At 68.4% G+C, this 16,446-nt stretch carries 15 protein-coding genes and 5 pseudogenes; 11 read left to right on the top strand and 9 right to left on the bottom strand.

Annotation, left to right across the window (positions count from 1 at the left end; translation table 11 throughout):
* Positions 1–109: 109 nt before the first annotated feature.
* Positions 110–526: a hypothetical protein gene (locus tag OG520_RS42645; protein WP_331737104.1), complete on the bottom strand. Its 417-nt coding sequence runs from the start codon at positions 524–526 to the stop codon at positions 110–112.
* A complete protein-coding gene (locus OG520_RS42650; protein WP_331748887.1) occupies positions 523–1,371 on the bottom strand; it encodes an IS5 family transposase in 849 nt (282 codons plus the stop codon). The genes OG520_RS42645 and OG520_RS42650 overlap by 4 nt, the downstream gene beginning before the upstream one ends.
* A 641-nt stretch (positions 1,372–2,012) precedes the next feature.
* On the opposite strand from OG520_RS42650, the gene OG520_RS42655 reads away from it, so the two are divergent.
* Both OG520_RS42655 and OG520_RS42660 read left to right on the top strand, forming a co-directional pair.
* The gene (locus OG520_RS42655; protein ID WP_331748889.1) at positions 2,013–2,240 is read left to right on the top strand and encodes a hypothetical protein; all 228 of its coding nucleotides are present in this window, start codon (positions 2,013–2,015) and stop codon (positions 2,238–2,240) included.
* A 7-nt stretch (positions 2,241–2,247) separates the two neighbouring features.
* The gene (locus tag OG520_RS42660; protein ID WP_331748892.1) at positions 2,248–3,348 is read left to right on the top strand and encodes a helix-turn-helix transcriptional regulator; all 1,101 of its coding nucleotides are present in this window, start codon (positions 2,248–2,250) and stop codon (positions 3,346–3,348) included.
* Between the two features lie 37 nt (positions 3,349–3,385).
* On the opposite strand, the gene OG520_RS42665 is transcribed toward OG520_RS42660, so the two are convergent.
* Positions 3,386–3,910, bottom strand: coding sequence for an AAA family ATPase (locus tag OG520_RS42665; RefSeq protein WP_331748895.1), 525 nt, complete (start codon positions 3,908–3,910; stop codon positions 3,386–3,388).
* 240 nt (positions 3,911–4,150) lie between these two features.
* Between OG520_RS42665 and OG520_RS42670 the strand changes: the two genes are divergently transcribed.
* A complete protein-coding gene (locus tag OG520_RS42670) occupies positions 4,151–4,375 on the top strand; it encodes a hypothetical protein (RefSeq protein ID WP_331748899.1) in 225 nt (74 codons plus the stop codon).
* Between the two features lie 15 nt (positions 4,376–4,390).
* Positions 4,391–4,549, top strand: coding sequence for a transposase (locus OG520_RS42675; RefSeq protein ID WP_331748902.1), 159 nt, complete (start codon positions 4,391–4,393; stop codon positions 4,547–4,549).
* A gap of 212 nt (positions 4,550–4,761) precedes the next feature.
* Here the strand turns inward: OG520_RS42675 and OG520_RS42680 are convergent, their stop codons facing one another.
* The gene (locus OG520_RS42680) at positions 4,762–5,163 is read right to left on the bottom strand and encodes a PPOX class F420-dependent oxidoreductase (protein WP_331748905.1); all 402 of its coding nucleotides are present in this window, start codon (positions 5,161–5,163) and stop codon (positions 4,762–4,764) included.
* A gap of 116 nt (positions 5,164–5,279) precedes the next feature.
* On the opposite strand from OG520_RS42680, the pseudogene OG520_RS42685 reads away from it, so the two are divergent.
* Positions 5,280–5,938: pseudogene (locus tag OG520_RS42685) on the top strand (site-specific integrase); the annotation flags it as partial.
* 160 nt (positions 5,939–6,098) lie between these two features.
* On the opposite strand, the gene OG520_RS42690 reads toward OG520_RS42685, so the two are convergent.
* Entirely contained in the window at positions 6,099–6,875 is a 777-nt protein-coding gene (locus tag OG520_RS42690) for a MerR family transcriptional regulator (protein WP_331748907.1), read from the bottom strand.
* A 293-nt stretch (positions 6,876–7,168) separates the two neighbouring features.
* Between OG520_RS42690 and OG520_RS42695 the strand changes: the two genes are divergently transcribed.
* On the top strand, positions 7,169–8,395 hold the full coding sequence (locus OG520_RS42695) for a serine hydrolase domain-containing protein (RefSeq protein ID WP_331748910.1): 1,227 nt from the start codon (positions 7,169–7,171) through the stop codon (positions 8,393–8,395).
* Between the two features lie 15 nt (positions 8,396–8,410).
* Here OG520_RS42695 and OG520_RS42700 read toward each other — a convergent pair whose 3' ends face one another.
* Both OG520_RS42700 and OG520_RS42705 read right to left on the bottom strand, forming a co-directional pair.
* On the bottom strand, positions 8,411–8,752 hold the full coding sequence (locus OG520_RS42700) for a hypothetical protein (protein ID WP_331749642.1): 342 nt from the start codon (positions 8,750–8,752) through the stop codon (positions 8,411–8,413).
* Positions 8,745–9,338: pseudogene (locus OG520_RS42705) on the bottom strand (MFS transporter); the annotation flags it as partial. The pseudogene OG520_RS42705 and the gene OG520_RS42700, both read right to left, overlap by 8 nt.
* On the opposite strand from OG520_RS42705, the pseudogene OG520_RS42710 reads away from it, so the two are divergent.
* The 5 genes and pseudogenes from OG520_RS42710 to OG520_RS42730 form a co-directional block, all read left to right on the top strand.
* A pseudogene (locus OG520_RS42710) lies at positions 9,335–9,672 on the top strand (recombinase family protein); the annotation flags it as partial. The pseudogenes OG520_RS42705 and OG520_RS42710 sit on opposite strands and share 4 nt — an antisense overlap.
* A 226-nt stretch (positions 9,673–9,898) precedes the next feature.
* Positions 9,899–10,477 (top strand): carboxymuconolactone decarboxylase family protein, encoded by a 579-nt coding sequence (locus OG520_RS42715; RefSeq protein ID WP_331748913.1) that lies wholly within the window; start codon positions 9,899–9,901, stop codon positions 10,475–10,477.
* Positions 10,474–11,334, top strand: coding sequence for an RNA polymerase sigma-70 factor (locus OG520_RS42720; protein WP_331748916.1), 861 nt, complete (start codon positions 10,474–10,476; stop codon positions 11,332–11,334). The genes OG520_RS42715 and OG520_RS42720 overlap by 4 nt, the downstream gene beginning before the upstream one ends.
* An 841-nt stretch (positions 11,335–12,175) precedes the next feature.
* Positions 12,176–12,580, top strand: a pseudogene (locus tag OG520_RS42725) (hypothetical protein); the annotation flags it as partial.
* A gap of 230 nt (positions 12,581–12,810) precedes the next feature.
* On the top strand, positions 12,811–13,920 hold the full coding sequence (locus OG520_RS42730) for a trypsin-like serine peptidase (RefSeq protein WP_406016758.1): 1,110 nt from the start codon (positions 12,811–12,813) through the stop codon (positions 13,918–13,920).
* A 295-nt stretch (positions 13,921–14,215) separates the two neighbouring features.
* Here OG520_RS42730 and OG520_RS42735 read toward each other — a convergent pair.
* Both OG520_RS42735 and OG520_RS42740 read right to left on the bottom strand, forming a co-directional pair.
* Positions 14,216–14,470 (bottom strand): annotated as a pseudogene (locus OG520_RS42735) (hypothetical protein); the annotation flags it as partial.
* Positions 14,471–14,551: 81 nt separating this feature from the next.
* Complete coding sequence (locus tag OG520_RS42740) at positions 14,552–16,036, bottom strand: alpha/beta hydrolase (RefSeq protein ID WP_331748922.1); 1,485 nt, start codon at positions 16,034–16,036, stop codon at positions 14,552–14,554.
* Positions 16,037–16,446 lie beyond the last annotated feature (410 nt).

A 16,446-nucleotide genomic window follows, 5' to 3' on the forward strand; every position in this document is an offset into this window, starting at 1 on the left:
CCCCAACTTCGACCGTCCTGAGCCTGCCGAATGGTTCAGGGCTTGCACGTGTACCGGGGACGAATGTCTGAGTGGGCGGTTCGTGAGTTGATGTCCGTTCCGGACTTGGTTACTGCTTCTTGCTGAAGGTTCCTGGCTCGACCTCGGTGAGGATTCCTAGTGTGACCAGGCGTTTCATTTTGGCGCGGGTGCGTTCTATGTGTTTCGGCAGGAGTTCGAAGTCGAGGGCCTGGCAGATGTCGCGGGCCCTCAGTGGGCCGGTGGTGTCGTTGAAGACGGTGAGGATGCGCGGGTAGTCCGGGTGCTCGGGCAGCTCCAGACTCCCTGATGGGTCGGCACTCTGGACCGGGATTCGGTCGGCGAGGCCGGTGATGGTCGTGCGGGTGATGGCGAGGTGTTCCAGACGCAGTTCGGCCTCGCAGAGCTGGGTCTGAAGGGTGTCGATCTGGGTGCGGAGATCGTTGGTCAGGGCCCGGACTGCGTCTTCCTGAAGGTCGAGCGCCTGGAGGAGGGGGTTGAGGTTCACGCGCCGATCACCTGCGGATCGCGCCAGGTGGGCGTGCTCGCGTCGGTGAGCCGACGGGCCATGACGTGGGTCATGGCCCAGTAGACGCGTGAGGTGGAGGAGGCTGGGCGGTGTTCGTAGTCGCGGACCAGGCGCCGGTGCAGTATCAGGGTCCCGAACGTCTGCTCCACCCGCCACCGTTTCGGCTGCGGAACGAATCCCCGCTCCTCAGGGTTGCGCCGGACGATCTCGACGTCGATGCCGAGGGCGGTCCCATGCATGACGACCTGGTTCTTGAAGCCCTGGTCGACCAGGGCCTTGCTGACCGAGCCGCCGGCCGCGACGGCGACCTGGTCGAGCAGAGCGATGCCGGCGGCGTTGTCGTGGACACTGGCGGCCACCACGGTGACGGCGATGACCAGGCCGAGGACGTCCACGGCCAGTCCCCGTTTGCGGCCAGGCACCCGTTTCGCGGCGTCTTTGCCTGTCGTGACCGCGGGGACCCCGGTGGCCGCCCGGACACTCTGGGTGTCCAGGATCACCAGGGTCGGGTCCTCTAATCGCCGGTTTCTCTCCCGCACCTGGCAGCACAGGAGTTCATGGATCTGCTGGTCGGTGCCGTCGTCCCGCCAGGCGGCGAAGTAGTAGTACGTCGCGCTCTTCGGCGGCAGGTCGTTCGGCAACAGGGCCCACTGACAGCCGGTCCGGGACTGGTAGAGGATCGAGTTCACGATCTCCCGCATCGGATAGCGGCCCTGGTGGCCGCTCACGGAACGGTGCCGGTTCTTCCAGGCCGTGAGCACCGGCTCGATCAACGCCCACTGCTCGTCGGACAAGTCACTCTGGTACGGCTTGCGTTCACTCATCCCACCGATCCCAGCAGGCCACCGGCACCGGACCGGAACGTTCCGGCTTCGCCCACACCATCGGGCGACAGCAGAACCACTCATAGAGTCACGAACCGCCCACTGAGTTCTGCGGGGTGGTGAGGGGCAGCCGATCTGGTAACACTTCGCGCCTGGCCTGAGTCAGGCCGGCCGGATGTTCTGGAGAGGGGCGCATCCGGTGGGGATGCGCCCCCTCGTGGGCGCCGCGCTGGAACGCGGTGAGCCCGGTCCCTGTTTCATGGTGCAGCCACGACGCCAGGGAACCTCGGCAGTGAGTGCCGGAGGCGGCGTTGCAGGGACCATGGCATCCGGTGCCCCGCTTCGGCAATGGCATCTGGACGAAAATGAATGAAAATAGCAGTTTCGTTCCTCTGATCTGCGGTTTTCGAATGGTCAGGGTTCCATTCGGTCACTCATTCGCCATCCCTTGGCGGTGAACGCCTGGACGCTCAGGCATCAACACCCCCACCTCGGGGGGCCACGCATTGTGATGGGCGGGTCGCTGGTGAGAGGGTCAAGCGGTTGGCGGGCAGACCTGGAAGTCGCCGCCGGCAGTTCACGGTGCAGCCAATTCATCGCGCCCACAAGGGGCGTGATACGACGTCAGGTAGGTATCAGGTATGCGTTCGTTCTCCTCTCCGCCGGCTCCCGGCGGCCCTTCGCAGGGAGCTCTGACGACGACGGAATTGGTCGTCGTGGTCGTGGTCGTGGTTGTGGCAGCGGGCCTTGCGGCTCTCAGGATGCCGGTGTTCGGCGCCCTTGAATTCATCACCGGTGCTCTTTACGTTGCCTGCCGGTCCGTCAAGGCCATGCGCGCGGTGGAAGTGCCGCCGTTCGAGGCTGTCTGACAGTCCTATGGGACGGCGTGAGAACGCCGTTGCCGCCGATATCCGGCAGTCCGAAGCGCTCGCGCTGTGGTTACGTGCCCAGCGCGAGCGCCGAGGCGTCACCTACGCGGCAATGGCCAAACTGACCGGTCACCAGTTCACTGCGTCGGCGCTGTCGCGCGGCGCCAACGGCAAGGTTCCGTCCCGCCGCCTGGTGCTGGCATACGCGATCGCGTGCGACGCGGACACCAGGGAAGCGATGCGTCTGTGGAAGGCCGCGCGCAGGGCCGAAGAAGAACGTCGACGCCGCGCGGGAATCTCTCCGGAGTTCCGGGACCTGGCCGTGTCGCTCCGATCCGTGATGACCCACCCCGACCTCATCGACAGCTTCGCCAAGCTGCACGACGTCATGGTGGAGATGCGGGCCAGAGAAGGCCAGCCGTCCCTGAGCGACCTGCAGACAGCGGCAGGGCGAACCTCCGACGACCAACGGCACCGGCTGCCCAAGAGCAGTCTCAGCGTCATCCTCAGAGGTGAGGCCGTTCCCTCACGCGCTCACCTCACGGCGTTCATGGAAGCCCTGAACGTCTCCCCGAACAACGTACGGCGCTGGCAGCAGGTATGGGACCGCCTCGCGGACAGTACTGCCCGAAAGCCGTCCGTGGCCCTCACGATCAAAGTGGTGGACGTCCCGCCGGCCGAAGAACCTCACGCGCACCACACCCCACCCGACGTCGGCACCGCGGATCTCGACTTCCTCCGGGGCCAGGTTCTCCTGGAGACCGTTTTCCTCACCGGACCTGGCGTACTGCAGGGCCCCCAGTCCGCATGCCCCCCGGCCGGCGTCACCCGCTCCGGCCTGCCCATCAGGACACCACGCCGCTACGCCCTCACACCCCGGTCGCACCTGCCGCCCGGCAGCCGTACGACCGAGCCCATCACGCTGCTGCCCCGAGAGATTCCTCCCAGCCGCCCCGCGACCATCAGGGACTCGCTTCCGGCCGTCCCGGAGCACCACCCGGTGAAGACCACCGTGCCACCGGTTTCCCGCGGACGGATAGGACGCACGGTCGAGCGCTGGCTCCGTAGGAAGCCGCGACAGGACTACACCCACTGGCCGAACTACTGACGCCGCGCACCTCAGCTCCGATAGTTCGCCGGACCAGTCAGCCGACTTGAACCCTCTTCATGACGATCTCCGCGACGCGGGAGGGAACGACATCAGTGGTGTCGATCACCTGGGCTTTCCGACGGAGCCAGGACAGGGCGCGCTGATACTCGCCCAAGTGATCAAGGCGCCACTGGCGAGCACTGATGCTCTCAGGCTTGGTGTCGGTCTCGATACGTTCAACCAGCGTGTCCTGGTCCGTGTCCAGCAGGAAGTGGTGCACGGGAACGCCAGCCTCAGTCAAACCGCCATGAATCTCCTGCCAGTACTGCTCGACCAGCACTGTCTGGGTGACCACCAGAGTGCCGCCCACGTAGTCGAGAACCTGCCGTGCGGATTCCACCACGAGCCCTCGCCACGGCGGAAAGTCCTGAAAGTCACGTTTGGGGACCCCGAGCACGTGCCAGAGCATCTCCCCGACCTTCTCGGCATCGAAGAGCCTGGAGTCCGGAATGCGAGAGGTCAGTTCCTTCGCGGTCGTGGTCTTGCCCGCACCGAAGGTGCCATTCAGCCAGATGATCACGCATCCAACCCTACGCGGATCGCCGCGCCCAGCAGTTGGCTTCCGGTCATCCCTTCGCACAGCCCAGAACCGAACCCGTGCTGCCGCCGGAGCGACATCAGAACTCGGTTCTGGCACAGTCTTGGGCTCTGTCGCTATTTTGGGGGTAGTTGGGCATCGATCTTGTGTGATGGGTGGGGTTCGCATCGCGGACGTTCTGTTGCCAGGTGTCGGGGTTCAGGTCGAGGAAGTGGCACTCACATGACCGTCCGTCGGGTCACCGACTGGATCACGAGACGCCCCGAGCGCCTCACAGACACCGAGCGCAAATGCCTCACCGAACTGTGCGAGCGGAGTCCTGCGCTGGCCACGACCACCACATACGCTCGCCGTCTTGCACTCATGGTGCGCGAACGACGCAGCGAACACCTGGCCCTCGATGTCTGGATCGCCGACGTCCGCCTCGACGGCCAACGAGAACTCTGAACCCTGGCCAACGGCATGCGACGCGACCACGCAGCTATCCAGGCTGCCCTCACCACCACCTACACTTCGGGAGCAGTCGAAGGCAACGTCACCAGGATCAAGCCGCTGAAGAGACAGACGCACGGCCGAGCCAACTTCGATCTCCTACGACGCCGCATCCTGCTCTCACCGTGATCAACCAGCTGCTACCCCCAAAATGGCGACAGAGCCCAAGTGCGACAGAGCCCAAGTTCTGTGCCAGAACCGAGAAATGACGGCACGTGTCCGGTCTCAACGAGGGCCGACCGATGTCACCGAACCTGGCGATCGGCAGGTTGTCCCGCCGAACACTGAGTTTCCTGTTCAAGGGGGTGGGGCCGGGATGGCAGACCTGGACATCACGATCATCAGCCGCGGGGGCTGCTGATCCGCTCGGGCTGGATCACATAGATCACCCGGACTTGGTCGCGGCCTCCGAACCATGGGTAGGGCCCGCCGAGATACTTCTGCGCGAGCGCCTCGATGTGGTCGACCGCCCCCTCGGTGGTCACACGCACCACACGGCCGCGGATCTGGACGTAGGAAGCCGGTTCCGAGGGGTCGGCGATTGCGACGGCCACCCGCGGGTCACGCGCGATGTTTCGGGTCTTTTGATGCGACTCAACGCTGTTGATCAGGACGTGCTCGCCATCGGTGTCGACCCATGTCTGGGTGAGCTGGGGCGAGCCGTCGGGCATCGTTGTAGCGATGTAGCAGGTGCTGGGGCGGCGCAGCAGCGCCACCACGTCCTCGCCGAGGGGTACGGGCACGGGGTTCTCCAGAGGTCGGTCCGGTGGGGTGCTGGGGCAACGGTAACCACGACAGGGAACCCGGCCCCAGCCGCCCCTGAACCTCCGATCACCGGCTGTACCGATCCAGAGCGGTCGCCTGGGCGAAGCGGCTCACCCCACCGGACTCCGAAACCCCGGCCCACTCGAAGACGGCGATCGACCGGTTGATCGCGCGGCGCGAGGTACACCTGCGGGAGAAGACGCCGTGGCGGATGCTCTACGAGACCACTGCCCGCGCGGAGGAAATCCTGGGCGTCAACGTCGAGGAGCTGGACCTCGCCGGGCGCCGGCCCCGGTGAAAGCCAAAGGCGCCCGTCCTCGTACGCGTCGCCGCGGCGCTGTCCGCAAGGACTTCGTCCTGGAGACGGTCTACTGGGACGCTGGTACTGCCCGGCTGTTGCCCCGACTGCTCAAGGGACGTACGCGCGGCCCCGTATCCGTCACCCACCGCAAGCCCGGCCCCGGCGAGGTCGTCAACCCGCGCGACATCTGCCCGGACACCGGGCTCGCGCGTCTCTCGTACGGGCAGGCCTGGATGCTGCTGGACGAGCACACTGCCCTGGGCGGTGAGCTGGGCACAGGCTGGTACCTGCATGAGTGGCGGCACTCCGGTCTGACCCATCTTGGTGAGGGCGGGGCGAGTCTGCTCATGCTGATGGCGAAGTCCCGGCACAAGAAGGCGGAGAACGTACGGAAGTACTTCCACCCTTCCCCGGAGGCGATCACCGAAGTCACCAGCCTGCTCGCGCCGGGCCGAGGCGGAGGACCGGTACGGGGAATGCCGTACGACGTCATCTGTGACGGCCGTGCAGGTCAATGGTTGTACGCGTGGCCGTCTTCCGGGCAGATCCCGGTTCGGACGCGGCGGGCTGAGGCGGGCGTCTCGCCGCAGTGCCGGGTCTGCTGGGCGGCCGTCACTGGCTCGGAACGGCGATGCCGGCTGCGCGCAGGTTCGCCTCGACCAGCGTGTTCAACCGGGCGATGGACGGTGACTGGTCCTCCCGGTGGTGGTTGACGATTCCGTACCGGGAGGCGGCGTCGGGCTGGTTCCGAAACCCGGTCGGCATCGCCAGCAGCGCGCGGTTGGTCAGCAGCTTGTCGGCCAGCGTGGACGCCAGCTCCTCGATCCGCGGGTCGTCCGGATCCCAGGCCCTCGCATCCCAACCGCGCTTGGTCAGCTCGACGGACTCGGGATCGTCAAGCGAATGTTCAAGCCGGGTCAGGAAGCTGTCGAAGATCTCCGGGACCAGCGCCCGGGCCAGCACCAGAGCCTCCCGTTGACCAGCCACGTAGTCGGGACTGAAGCCGAGTTCGGCGAGTCGGTCCAAGACCGCGCAGGCCCGGTCGGGCAGCAGGGCCCGGTCGCCATGGTCGAGACGGTGCAGCCTGTCGCGGCGCGCGATCAGGTCTTCGATCCGTTCGGTGAGCTGGTGATGGACGTCGTCCAGGGTGGCGGCGAACGTCTTGGGATCGGCGTCGAGCAGGTCACCGATCTCGGCCAGCGGCACGCCGGCCGCGGCCAGGGTCCGGACCTGGACCAGCCGGAACAGCTCGCCCGATCGGTAACGGCGGTAGCCGGAACCGTCGCGATCCGGCTCGGCGACCAGGCCGAGCCGGTGGTAGTGCCGCACGGTCTTGATCGTGACACCAACGAACGCCGCCGCCTGACCGATCGTGAGCCCGTCTGCCATCGGCTCAGCGCACCTCCGGATCGTGGACGGCTGCGGTCTCGCGAACCGTGTCGGCGACGGCCGGGAAGTCCGGACGATCACAGGGGCGAGGATAGCGCGCACCCGTTCCAGCCCATCCCCCTGCCGCCAAAAAGGACCGGGACGCCTGCGATCGGTGCGGTCACCCCTTGATCGCGACGGGGGGTTGACCTTGACCTTGGGTCAAGGGCGCAGGCTCTTCACATAGCCGCTCGAAGGGCCAGGGAGCCACCAGGGCCGCCGTGAGAACTAACACTGTGAACAGGAGATTCATCATGGGAACAAGCAACAGCGGTTTCTCCGAGGCAGGGCTGCGCCGACTGCGCGAGGTGCTGGCACGGCACGTCGAGTCCAAGAAGATTCCCGGCCTTGTCGCCCTGGTCAGCCGCGGCGGCCAGACGCACGTCGAAGCGATCGGGACGATGCGTCATGACGGTGGCGCCCCGATGCGCCGGGACACGATCTTCCGGATGGCGTCCACGTCCAAACCGGTCACGATGGCGGCGGCGATGATCCTGCTCGACGAGTGTCGGCTGAGGCTGGACGACCCGGTGGATCAGTGGCTGCCCGAACTCGCCGACCGGCAGGTGTTGAAGCGGCCCGACGGACCGCTGGACGACACCGTGCCGGCGCAGCGGCCGATCACCGTACGGGACCTGCTGACCTCCACGTTCGGGCTCGGAGTGGACTTCGAGTCGATGGCTTCCCCGATCAGGGCCGCGACCTTCGAGCGTCTCGACTACAGCGTGGCATCCGGGCCGGCGCCCGAGCCGGACGAGTGGATGCGCCGCCTCGGCGAGCTGCCGCTGCAGTTCCAGCCCGGAGTGCGGTGGCAGTACGACCTCAGCAACGAGGTAGTCGGTGTGCTTGTCTCCAGGGTCACGGGACAGTCGTTGGAGGCGTTCCTGCGCGAACGCATCCTCGATCCGCTGAGGATGAAGGACACCGCCTTCCACGTGCCTGCCGACAGGATCGACCGACTGCCGCCCCTGTACGGGCCCGACCCGCAGACCGGCGAGTTCGTCGTGTGGGACGAGGCGGCAGGGGGAAGGTCCAGCGTGCCTCCCGCGTTCCAGGGCGCCGGCGGCGGGCTGGTCTCCACCGCCGACGACTACCACGCCTACTTCCAGATGCTGCTGAACCACGGGATGCACGGGAGTGAACGGATCTTGTCCCGGGCCGCCGTCGAGCTGATGACCACCAACCGTCTCTCGCCCGAGCAACTAGCCGCCCGGGACGCCATGTTCAGCAACGTCGCCCACCTGTCGTCCGGCCAGGGGTCGAACGGCGGCTGGGGCTTCGGGATGGCGGTGCGCACCTATCGCGGCGACTACGCGCCCATCGGCCAGTTCGGCTGGTTCGGCGGTACCGGCACCACCGCCTACGCAGACAGGACCAACCAGCTCACCGGAGTCCTGCTCACCCAGGTCGGACTGTCCACCCCGGATTCGCCGCGTGCCATGAACGACTTCTGGACCACGCTCTACCAGGCCATCGACTGACAACGAGCTCGACCGTTACTTTGCGGCTGGGGTCAGAGACAAGCGCCCGGGGCCAGCGCCGGGCGCCCTGAGCATCACCAGGACTTGGCGCCGGTTTTCGTTCCGATGGTCCTCAACCCCCGCGTCGAGCTGCGTCTGGTGCTCGATGCCGGTCCGCCACGCCTCGCGCAGGACGTGCCGGGCCTTGTCGCGGGCGGTGCGGCCGGTCGTCGCGGTGGCGCGGGCGTCGGGCAGGGCGGCGAGCCGGCGGCCGGCCGTCTCCGGGCGGTTCATGAGCGCGGTGGCCTTCTCGGCGTCCGGGCGCGGTGGAACGAGGTGGAGCTCGGGGACGGCGACGCCGCGGCGCAGCTGTTCCATCCGTTTGGGGGTGTGAAACTGGCGGAGCTGGGGCAGCGCGTCCGCGGTGTACCTGCGGTGGCCGCCTCGGCTGCGTCCGCAACACCCCGACCGCCGCGACTGCCGCGAGTACGAAGAGGCCGGCGGTGACGGCAAGGCCCAGGGCATAGCCGTCGTTGAGGGCGGCGGGGCCGGTGCGGAGTGCGGCGATGGTGGCCAGGGCGGCCAGGCCGACGCAGCCGTCGAGTTGGCGGGAGCTGCTGAAAAGGCCGGAGGCCATGGCGGCCTCGCGGGAGGCGACGCCGGTGGTCGCGGCGGCGGCGACCGGGGCCAGGACCAGCCCGATGCCGATGCCGGGTGATGGTGCAGGGGCCGAGCACGTCGGTGAGGAAGCAGCCGCTCGGGCTGATGAATGCAGACCGGGCCAGGCCTGCGGCGGCCGGCAGAACGGACACGAAGTAGAACGCCGTGAACTGCCCGGCCGCGGCCAAGAACACCAGAATGTTGGCACCGGCCACCCAGCGACTGCGCAGCAGGCCGAGGCGCAGCAGCGGCGCGGGGCCCTGGATTCGGCGAGGACGAAGGCGGACAGGAGCGCGGTCGCAGCGGGCCACCCTGGAGGGACTCGACACCGCGGCCCGCAAGGGCAAGCACGGTGGCCGGCCACCGGTCATCACCGACGACATGCTGCACACCGTCTGCGGCGCCGCGCGGGCGGCGAGCCCGTCGAGCAGATCCAACCCGACCTGATCATCCCGACCGGCAAGCGCAAGGGGCAGAGCCCCAGCGTGGCCAGCATCTACCGGGCCCTCGCCGAGCACGAGAAGGCGCGGGCGTATTCCGAGGCGATCGAGGCGGCTCACGCCGACTTCGTTGTCCTCCAGGACACTGCCGACGTCCCGCACCCCCGCCCGGCCCGAACCCTGGCTTCGTTCACTTGAAGCAGCAGCGTTTGTTCGCCCGTTTGGGCAGCAGTTGACGATCTTTAGGCCCATGGATGTTCACGAGGAACAGCAGCAGTGCATGGGGCTCTGTGCCGGAGAAGGACGCGTGCACGTGGACGGGCCACGGGGCACGCCGGGGCGGCGGTGGTTGTCACATGCGTGGGCCGGGCGGTGTCTTCATGCCGAACAGCCCCACAAGGGGCGCATAGCAAGGAGAGACAGCATGACGCTGCGCCTGCCGAAGGCCGAGCTCCCCGCCGAGCTCAAGGAGAACATGATCAAGCAGCTGGGCGTCGTGCCCGAGAACGTCGAGGTGCTGTGGCACAGCCCCCGAGTGACCCAGGACAACCTGGAGTTCGGAGCCAAGGTGGGGGCGTGGGACGCGGTCGACCCGGGCCTGAAGTCGTTCGCGCACATGGCCGTCGCGTCGCAGGTCGGCTGCAGTTGGTGCCTGGACGTCGGCTATTTCCAGGCACAGAACGAGAACCTGGACCTGGCCAAGGCGAGCCAGGTGCCGCGGTGGCGGGAGGCGGACGTGTTCACTGCGCTGGAGCGCGACGTCATGGGGTACGCCGAGGCGATGACCAACACCCCGCCGACCGTCACCGACGAGCAGTACGCCGCCCTTCTTGAGCGGCTCGGGCTGCCGGCCATGGTGGAGCTCACCGCGTTCATCGCCTACGTCAACCTGGCGACCAGGGCCAACGTGGCGAACGGGGTCACCTCGCAGGGCTTCTCCGACGCCTGCGAGATCCCGCTGGCCAACCGCCCGGCGACGTCCCGCGTCGGGTCCACGGCATGATCATGGACCCGTGCGTCGCCCACCGCAGCCTGCTGTTCACCGTCGCCTACGAGATACTAGGCTCCGCGGCAGATGCGGAGGACGTACTGCAGGAGACCTGGTTGAGGTGGGCCGACGTCGACCGGTCACAGGTCCACGACCCGCGGGCGTACCTCGTCCGGGCCGTCACCCGGCAGGCACTCAACCGTATACGCACACTCTCCCGCCGCCGCGAGGACTATGTGGGCGAGTGGCTGCCGGAACCCCTGCTGACCCACCCCGACGTCGCCGACGACGTCGAACTCGCGGAAAGCGTCTCCATCGCGATGCTGACCGTCCTGGAAACGCTCGGCCCCACTGAGCGGGCCGTGTTCGTGCTCCGCGAGGTCTTCGACGTCCCGTACGAGGAGGTCGCCGAGGCCGTGGGCAAGACCCCCGCTGCGGTTCGGCAGATCGCCCGGCGGGCCCGGAGCCACATCGCCGCTCGGCAGTCACGCGTCAGCGTGAGCCGGGCGGAGCACAAGGCTGTGGTGGCCCGGTTCGTCACCGCGCTGCACACCGGGCGCATCCAGGACCTGATGGAGATCATGGCGCCGGACGTGGTCTTCATCGCTGACGGCGGCGGGCTTACCGGCGCCGCACTGGCCCCCATCCACGGGGCCGACCTCGTGGCGACGATGCTCGCCGGCACCGACCGGGCCGCCTTCGAGACCACGGCGGTGTGGCTCAACGGCGCCCCGGCGATCCGGATCGAATCCGGCAGCGGGCGGGCCGCGGTCAGCCTCGTGGTCGAGAACGGGCGCATCACCCGGATCTACGCGACATCCAACCCGGAGAAGCTGACGCGACTCGACAAGCCGGCCGACCTCACCAGGTAGACCGCGGCGCGGGTGTTCCGGGCATGACGTACCCGGAACACCCGCGCCGCGGCGGCATCAGTCGAGGATCATCACTGGCCGCAATGAGAAGGCACGGGCGTATCCCGGGGCGATCGAGGCGGCTCGCGCCGACTTCGTTGTCCTCCAGGACGCTGCCGATGTCCCGCACCCCCGTCCGGTCCGCACCCCCGTCCGGTCCGCACCCCCGTCCGGTCCGCACCCCCGTCCGGTCCGCACCCCCGTCCGGTCCGTACCCCCGTCCGGTCCGTACCCCCGTCCGTTCCGCACCCTCACGCCGGACGCCGAGTCGTAACGAGCTGCCCAGGCTCCAAGATCATCCCGCGGCGGGTTTCTGGCGCATCTGGGTCACACCCCTGCGACGCCCGGGAGAAGACCGTTCAGCAGATCGCCGACATGTTCAACGTGCCCCGTTCCACGGTGTACGGACATCTCGACAAGACCAAGACCGTGCCCCGCCAGCCGAAGTAGACCGCTGCGGCGAAGCCCTGAAAGCTACCGGCGGGTTACTTGTAACTTGGTTCGCCGTTCGTCAACGGCTCGCCAACAGGTCTAAAGCGGCGTGGAGCGCGCGGCGCGGTCCAGAGCCCGCAGCAGTTCGGGCTCCCATCCGGCGCGCGGGGTGTCGTGGGCGAGCAGGCCGGAGGCCTCCAGGGCGTCGAGCTGACCCGGCGCCCCGGCTCATCATCACCGAGCTGGAGAACGACCGGTACGTCGAGCAGACGACCGCCCTGTCCGGCGAGGTCACCCGGCTCGACACCCCGTTCCCCTTCGCGATCGACCCGGCCGGGCTTGTCCGTAATACCGCCCGTCGGTAATGGCTGAGGCGGCCGCTACCGCGAACTGGGACTGCGCCGGTGCGCCTGCGGCCTTGTTCTGCTGCATCGACCGCGACATGGGACCGGCCCAATGGGCTGACCTCGGCATGTACCTGCAGACCGTCATGCTGCTGCTCCGTGCCGAGGGGCTGCACAGCTGCCCTCGGATGGCGTGGTCGGTGTACTGCCGGACCGTCGCGGAGGCTGTGTTGCCCCCACCGGGACTGATCCTGTTCTGCGGCGTGTCCATCGGGTTCGAAGCCCCGGCCGTGTGTCACGACCGCATCGACCGGGCCCCGCTCGCCGAGACGGTCACGTTCGTCGACGGCTGGGTGTATTGCCCCCTGCACGGCGCGGCCCGCTCTGCAGGGTTGGGGATCGGCCTCGGGCAACATCGGTACAGCGGTTGACGCCAAGCCGATGAAGACGTGTGACGGCTGACGGGCCGGGCCGGAAACGAGCCGGCAAGGGCGCCCTCCAGCCGGGGGCCGGCTGCGCCGCAGGCGTCCCCCTTCCTGACGGCCCGGTGCCTCCCCGCGAAATCCGTCCGTGTCCGGCACGAACCGCCGACCGGCCGTGCGGACACCGCCTTCACACTCCTCTGACCGCTTCCTGACATCGCGTGACTACTGTCCCGCGCATGCGCATACCTCCTCACCGCCCATGCGGTCACCAGGACAGCACCCGCAGGACCCTCCGGCACGCGATCGGCGCCACCGTCGCGGTGTCGGCGGCCGTCGTCGCACTGGTCACGCCGACCGCGGCCGCCAACGCCGCACCGCACAACCCGTCGTCCACCAGCGGCAGCGCGACGGGACCGGACACCACCACCACCCACGCCGGTGCCACAACCGCACAAGAGCGCAACCGGATCAACTCCTACTGGACCTCCGAGCGGATGAAGCTGGCAGGCGCTCTGGTCCCCGAGATCACCCCCGTGCCCGAGGACGACAACACGCCGGAAGACCCGCGGCCGCTTCCCGTGAACACGCCGGACTCCGGGGCCGTGTGGACACACGGCGGGGCGGTGGAGAAGAACGTAGGCCGCCTGTTCTTCACCTTCTCCGACGGCTACGACGGCAGTTGCACCGCGACGGTCGTCACCAGCGCCAACCGCAGTACCGTCATCACGGCAGCACACTGCCTGAGAGGCGTCGGGTCGCCTTCCGCCGACGACACCTGGAACCACAACTTCTACTTCGTGCCCGGCTATCGCAACGGAACGAAACCGCTCGGCGGCTTCAGTGTCAGGACCATGGCCACCTCTTCCCGCTGGGACGCCGATCCGGACACCACGGAATCGTCGGACGTCGCTGCCGCCGGCTACGACACGGGACTCTTCGTGACGAACCCCGCTGCCGGGGGGCACCCGATCGCGGACGTCACCGGAAGCCAGCAAATCGGGTTCGGCCAGCCCGTCGAGGACGAGTTCGTCCACGCCTTCGGGTACCCGAACTACGGACTCAACGACCCCGGGGACAAGTACGTCGGCTCCCGCATGATCCACTGCGCGGGCACGAGCCATCCCGGTCCCAAGGTCCCCTTGCTGTGGGGTGAGCCCTGCAACATGTCGGCCGGGTCGAGCGGTGGCCCCCACCTGGCCCACTTCGATACCCGCACCGGCACCGGCACCGTCGTGGGCGTCACCACCACCGACGAGGAACTCGCGGGCGGGCAGACCCCCACGCTCTACGCAACGCGCCTCGGTGGCAGCGCCCACCGCCTCTACGACTGGGCGCAGTCGCGTTAGGACCCTCCTCTGAAACACGGTTCGGCTCCTGCCGCCGGAACCCGCGTATGGGCGGGTCCCGGCGCGTGCCGGTCGGGAATGCTGTTCGCCCCCGCCGCCGGATCGACCGCCTGTCCAGTACTCCAGCCGGACTTCGGTGTATGTCCTGGTCAACGGCTTGAGCGTGGGGATTGTAGCGGGGTGGTGCCTGGTGCGGGGCGGGTTCGCCCGGCCTGCCCCGCGAACGAGTGACCGCGCCGGGTGTAGTGACAGCGGCGGACCCGGGCCTGGTGTCGGCGGCGCCATCTCGACCAGTTCACCGCGTGGTTGCCCTGTCGAGTGGGACGCCGGTGGGTAGTTGCCAGTAGACGGCGGATCTCGGCCGGGGTGAGGTCCACGAGGTCGGGTGTGTCGTGGTCGGCTCCCCCTTTTGCCGTTCCTGGGCGGCGGTGACGGCCAGGAACGCGTGGGCGAGCATGGCGAGGGTGATGTGCCGGTGCCGGCCGACGTGGCGGCGGACTTCGTACTGGTCCAGGCCGCATTCGTTCTTCGCGCTCCGGAAGCATAAGTCCCGCACCGAGCTTGCTGACATGTCCACCATGTTGGGGCCCGTCGCATCGGCGGCGGCGTTCCGAGGGGATTCCCGCCCGTATCAGGACGGCACGGCGGGGCAGCTGGTGCCCCGTGCCGGGATCGCCAGGTTGGTGAGGTAGCTGTCCACGGTGTCCTCCATGCATGGTCCGTTGGTGACGCTGCCGTGGCCCTGGCCCTCGTAGGTGAGGAGCACGCCGCTGCGGCCGAGTTGCTGGGCCACCGAGACGGCCCACGGGTAGCCGGTGGCGGGATCGTGCAGCGCGTTGGACACCAGGATCGGCGGGGCGCCGTGTGCGTCCAGGCGGTGCTGGGGGTTGGCGGTCGGTGTACCCAGGCAGGCCGCTGTCATCTGGATCGGCAGCAGGTAAGGCAGGTCCGGCGCGGTCCTGTTCATCATGGCGACGAGCGAGGCGTACTCCTGGTAGCCGCGCACTGGCAGGTGCCAGTCTGAGCAGAACACGGGGGTGGCTTCTGGCAGCGGCGTTATCGAGGTGGGCGATGCGGGCAGCGGCTTGCTCGCCTCCATCCCCGCGATCGCCGTGGCCAGGCCCGCGTAGTCGACGTTGTAGAACTTCGTGAACGCGATCCTGTTGACCAGGTCCGACGACGACAGCGAGGTGCCCGGCTTGTCTGGGTTCTCCAGCTCGCCGCGCTCGGCCCGGGCCAACAGGCCCTGCCAAACGGCGCGGACGTCGCGGCCGTGCAGCGCGCATTCCGTGGCGCCGTCGCACCACTTCACGAACTCCTCGAAGGAGTCTTCTGCCGTGGCCGCCTCGGACTGCAGGAAGTCATGGGTGGTCGGGACGCTGTGGTCCATGACGCTCTCCAGCACTATCGCGCGCACGCGGCGCGGGTAGGTTTCGGCGTACTGAGCCCCGAGCAGCGTGCCGTACGAGCTGCCGTGGAAGGTCAGTTTCCGCTCGCCGAGGGCGGCCCGGAGGGCGTCCAGGTCCCGGACCGTCTGGGCGGTGTCAAGGTGGTCGAACACCGGGCCGGTACGGGCCCGGCAGTCGGCGCGGAGCCGCTTGTTGTACGCCACGGTGGCGTCGAAGTCCGCCTTGCTCTTCAGCTCCGGTGACGGCCGCTCGGCAGGCAGGTCGTCGGCGCAGGTCACCGGGTTGCTGCCGCCCACGCCGCGCGGGTCGAAGCTGACGATGTCGAACCTGCGGCGGACCTCGGGGCTGAACCGGCTGACATTGCGCCCCACCATCTTCACACCCGAGTCGCCGGGCCCGCCAGGACCGAACACCATCGAGCCGACGCGTGCGGCGGGGTCGGTGGCCTTGCGGCGAGCCACGGCCAGGTCGAATCTCGGCCCGTCCGAGTGGGCCCAGTCGACCGGCACAGAAAGGGTGGCGCACTCGGTGCCCGAATAATTCGGGTCGTCACACGGTGCCCACCGCAAGGCCCCGGTGGCCGATGGCGACGCGTGTACCGCGGGAGCGGCGGCGAGGCCGGTGATGACGGCCATGGCGGCCCCCGCGGCCATGGCCGCGCCCCGCGCGGCGGCCCGCCGCAGTGCGGATCTACCCCTGAACGGCATGGATTCTCCTTGTGAAGAAAGTGGTTGCATCAGGCGTGCGGACCCGGCCGGGGTGCCGTAATCACGTTAGGTGCGCTGTCGCCCATGTGGTGCCCCTGTCAGGGACCGTTCCGGGTCGGGTCAGGGGCCACTCAGGTGGCCGATCGGGCGCAGGGCGGGGAACGGTCAGGGTCAGGTCAGGGGCGGACCAGGGCTCCGTCGCAGTCGCGGTCGGCCTGTGTCGACCGTGATGCCGGATTTGCCGGTGACCTGGTCTCCTGGGGCAGGATGCCGAGTGTGTGGAGGGGGCGTTCGGCCGGCGGGCGTGGTGGCGCAGGCCGGTGGTGATGCTGCGGCGCCGTCTTGGTGGAGACGCTGATGGGGAGGTTCCGCAGCCCGGCCATCGCCCGGAGGCTGTTGCCGGTGCCGAT

It is taken from the genome of Streptomyces sp. NBC_00984, assembly GCF_045162475.1.
Taxonomy (GTDB): Bacteria; Actinomycetota; Actinomycetes; order Streptomycetales; family Streptomycetaceae; genus Streptomyces.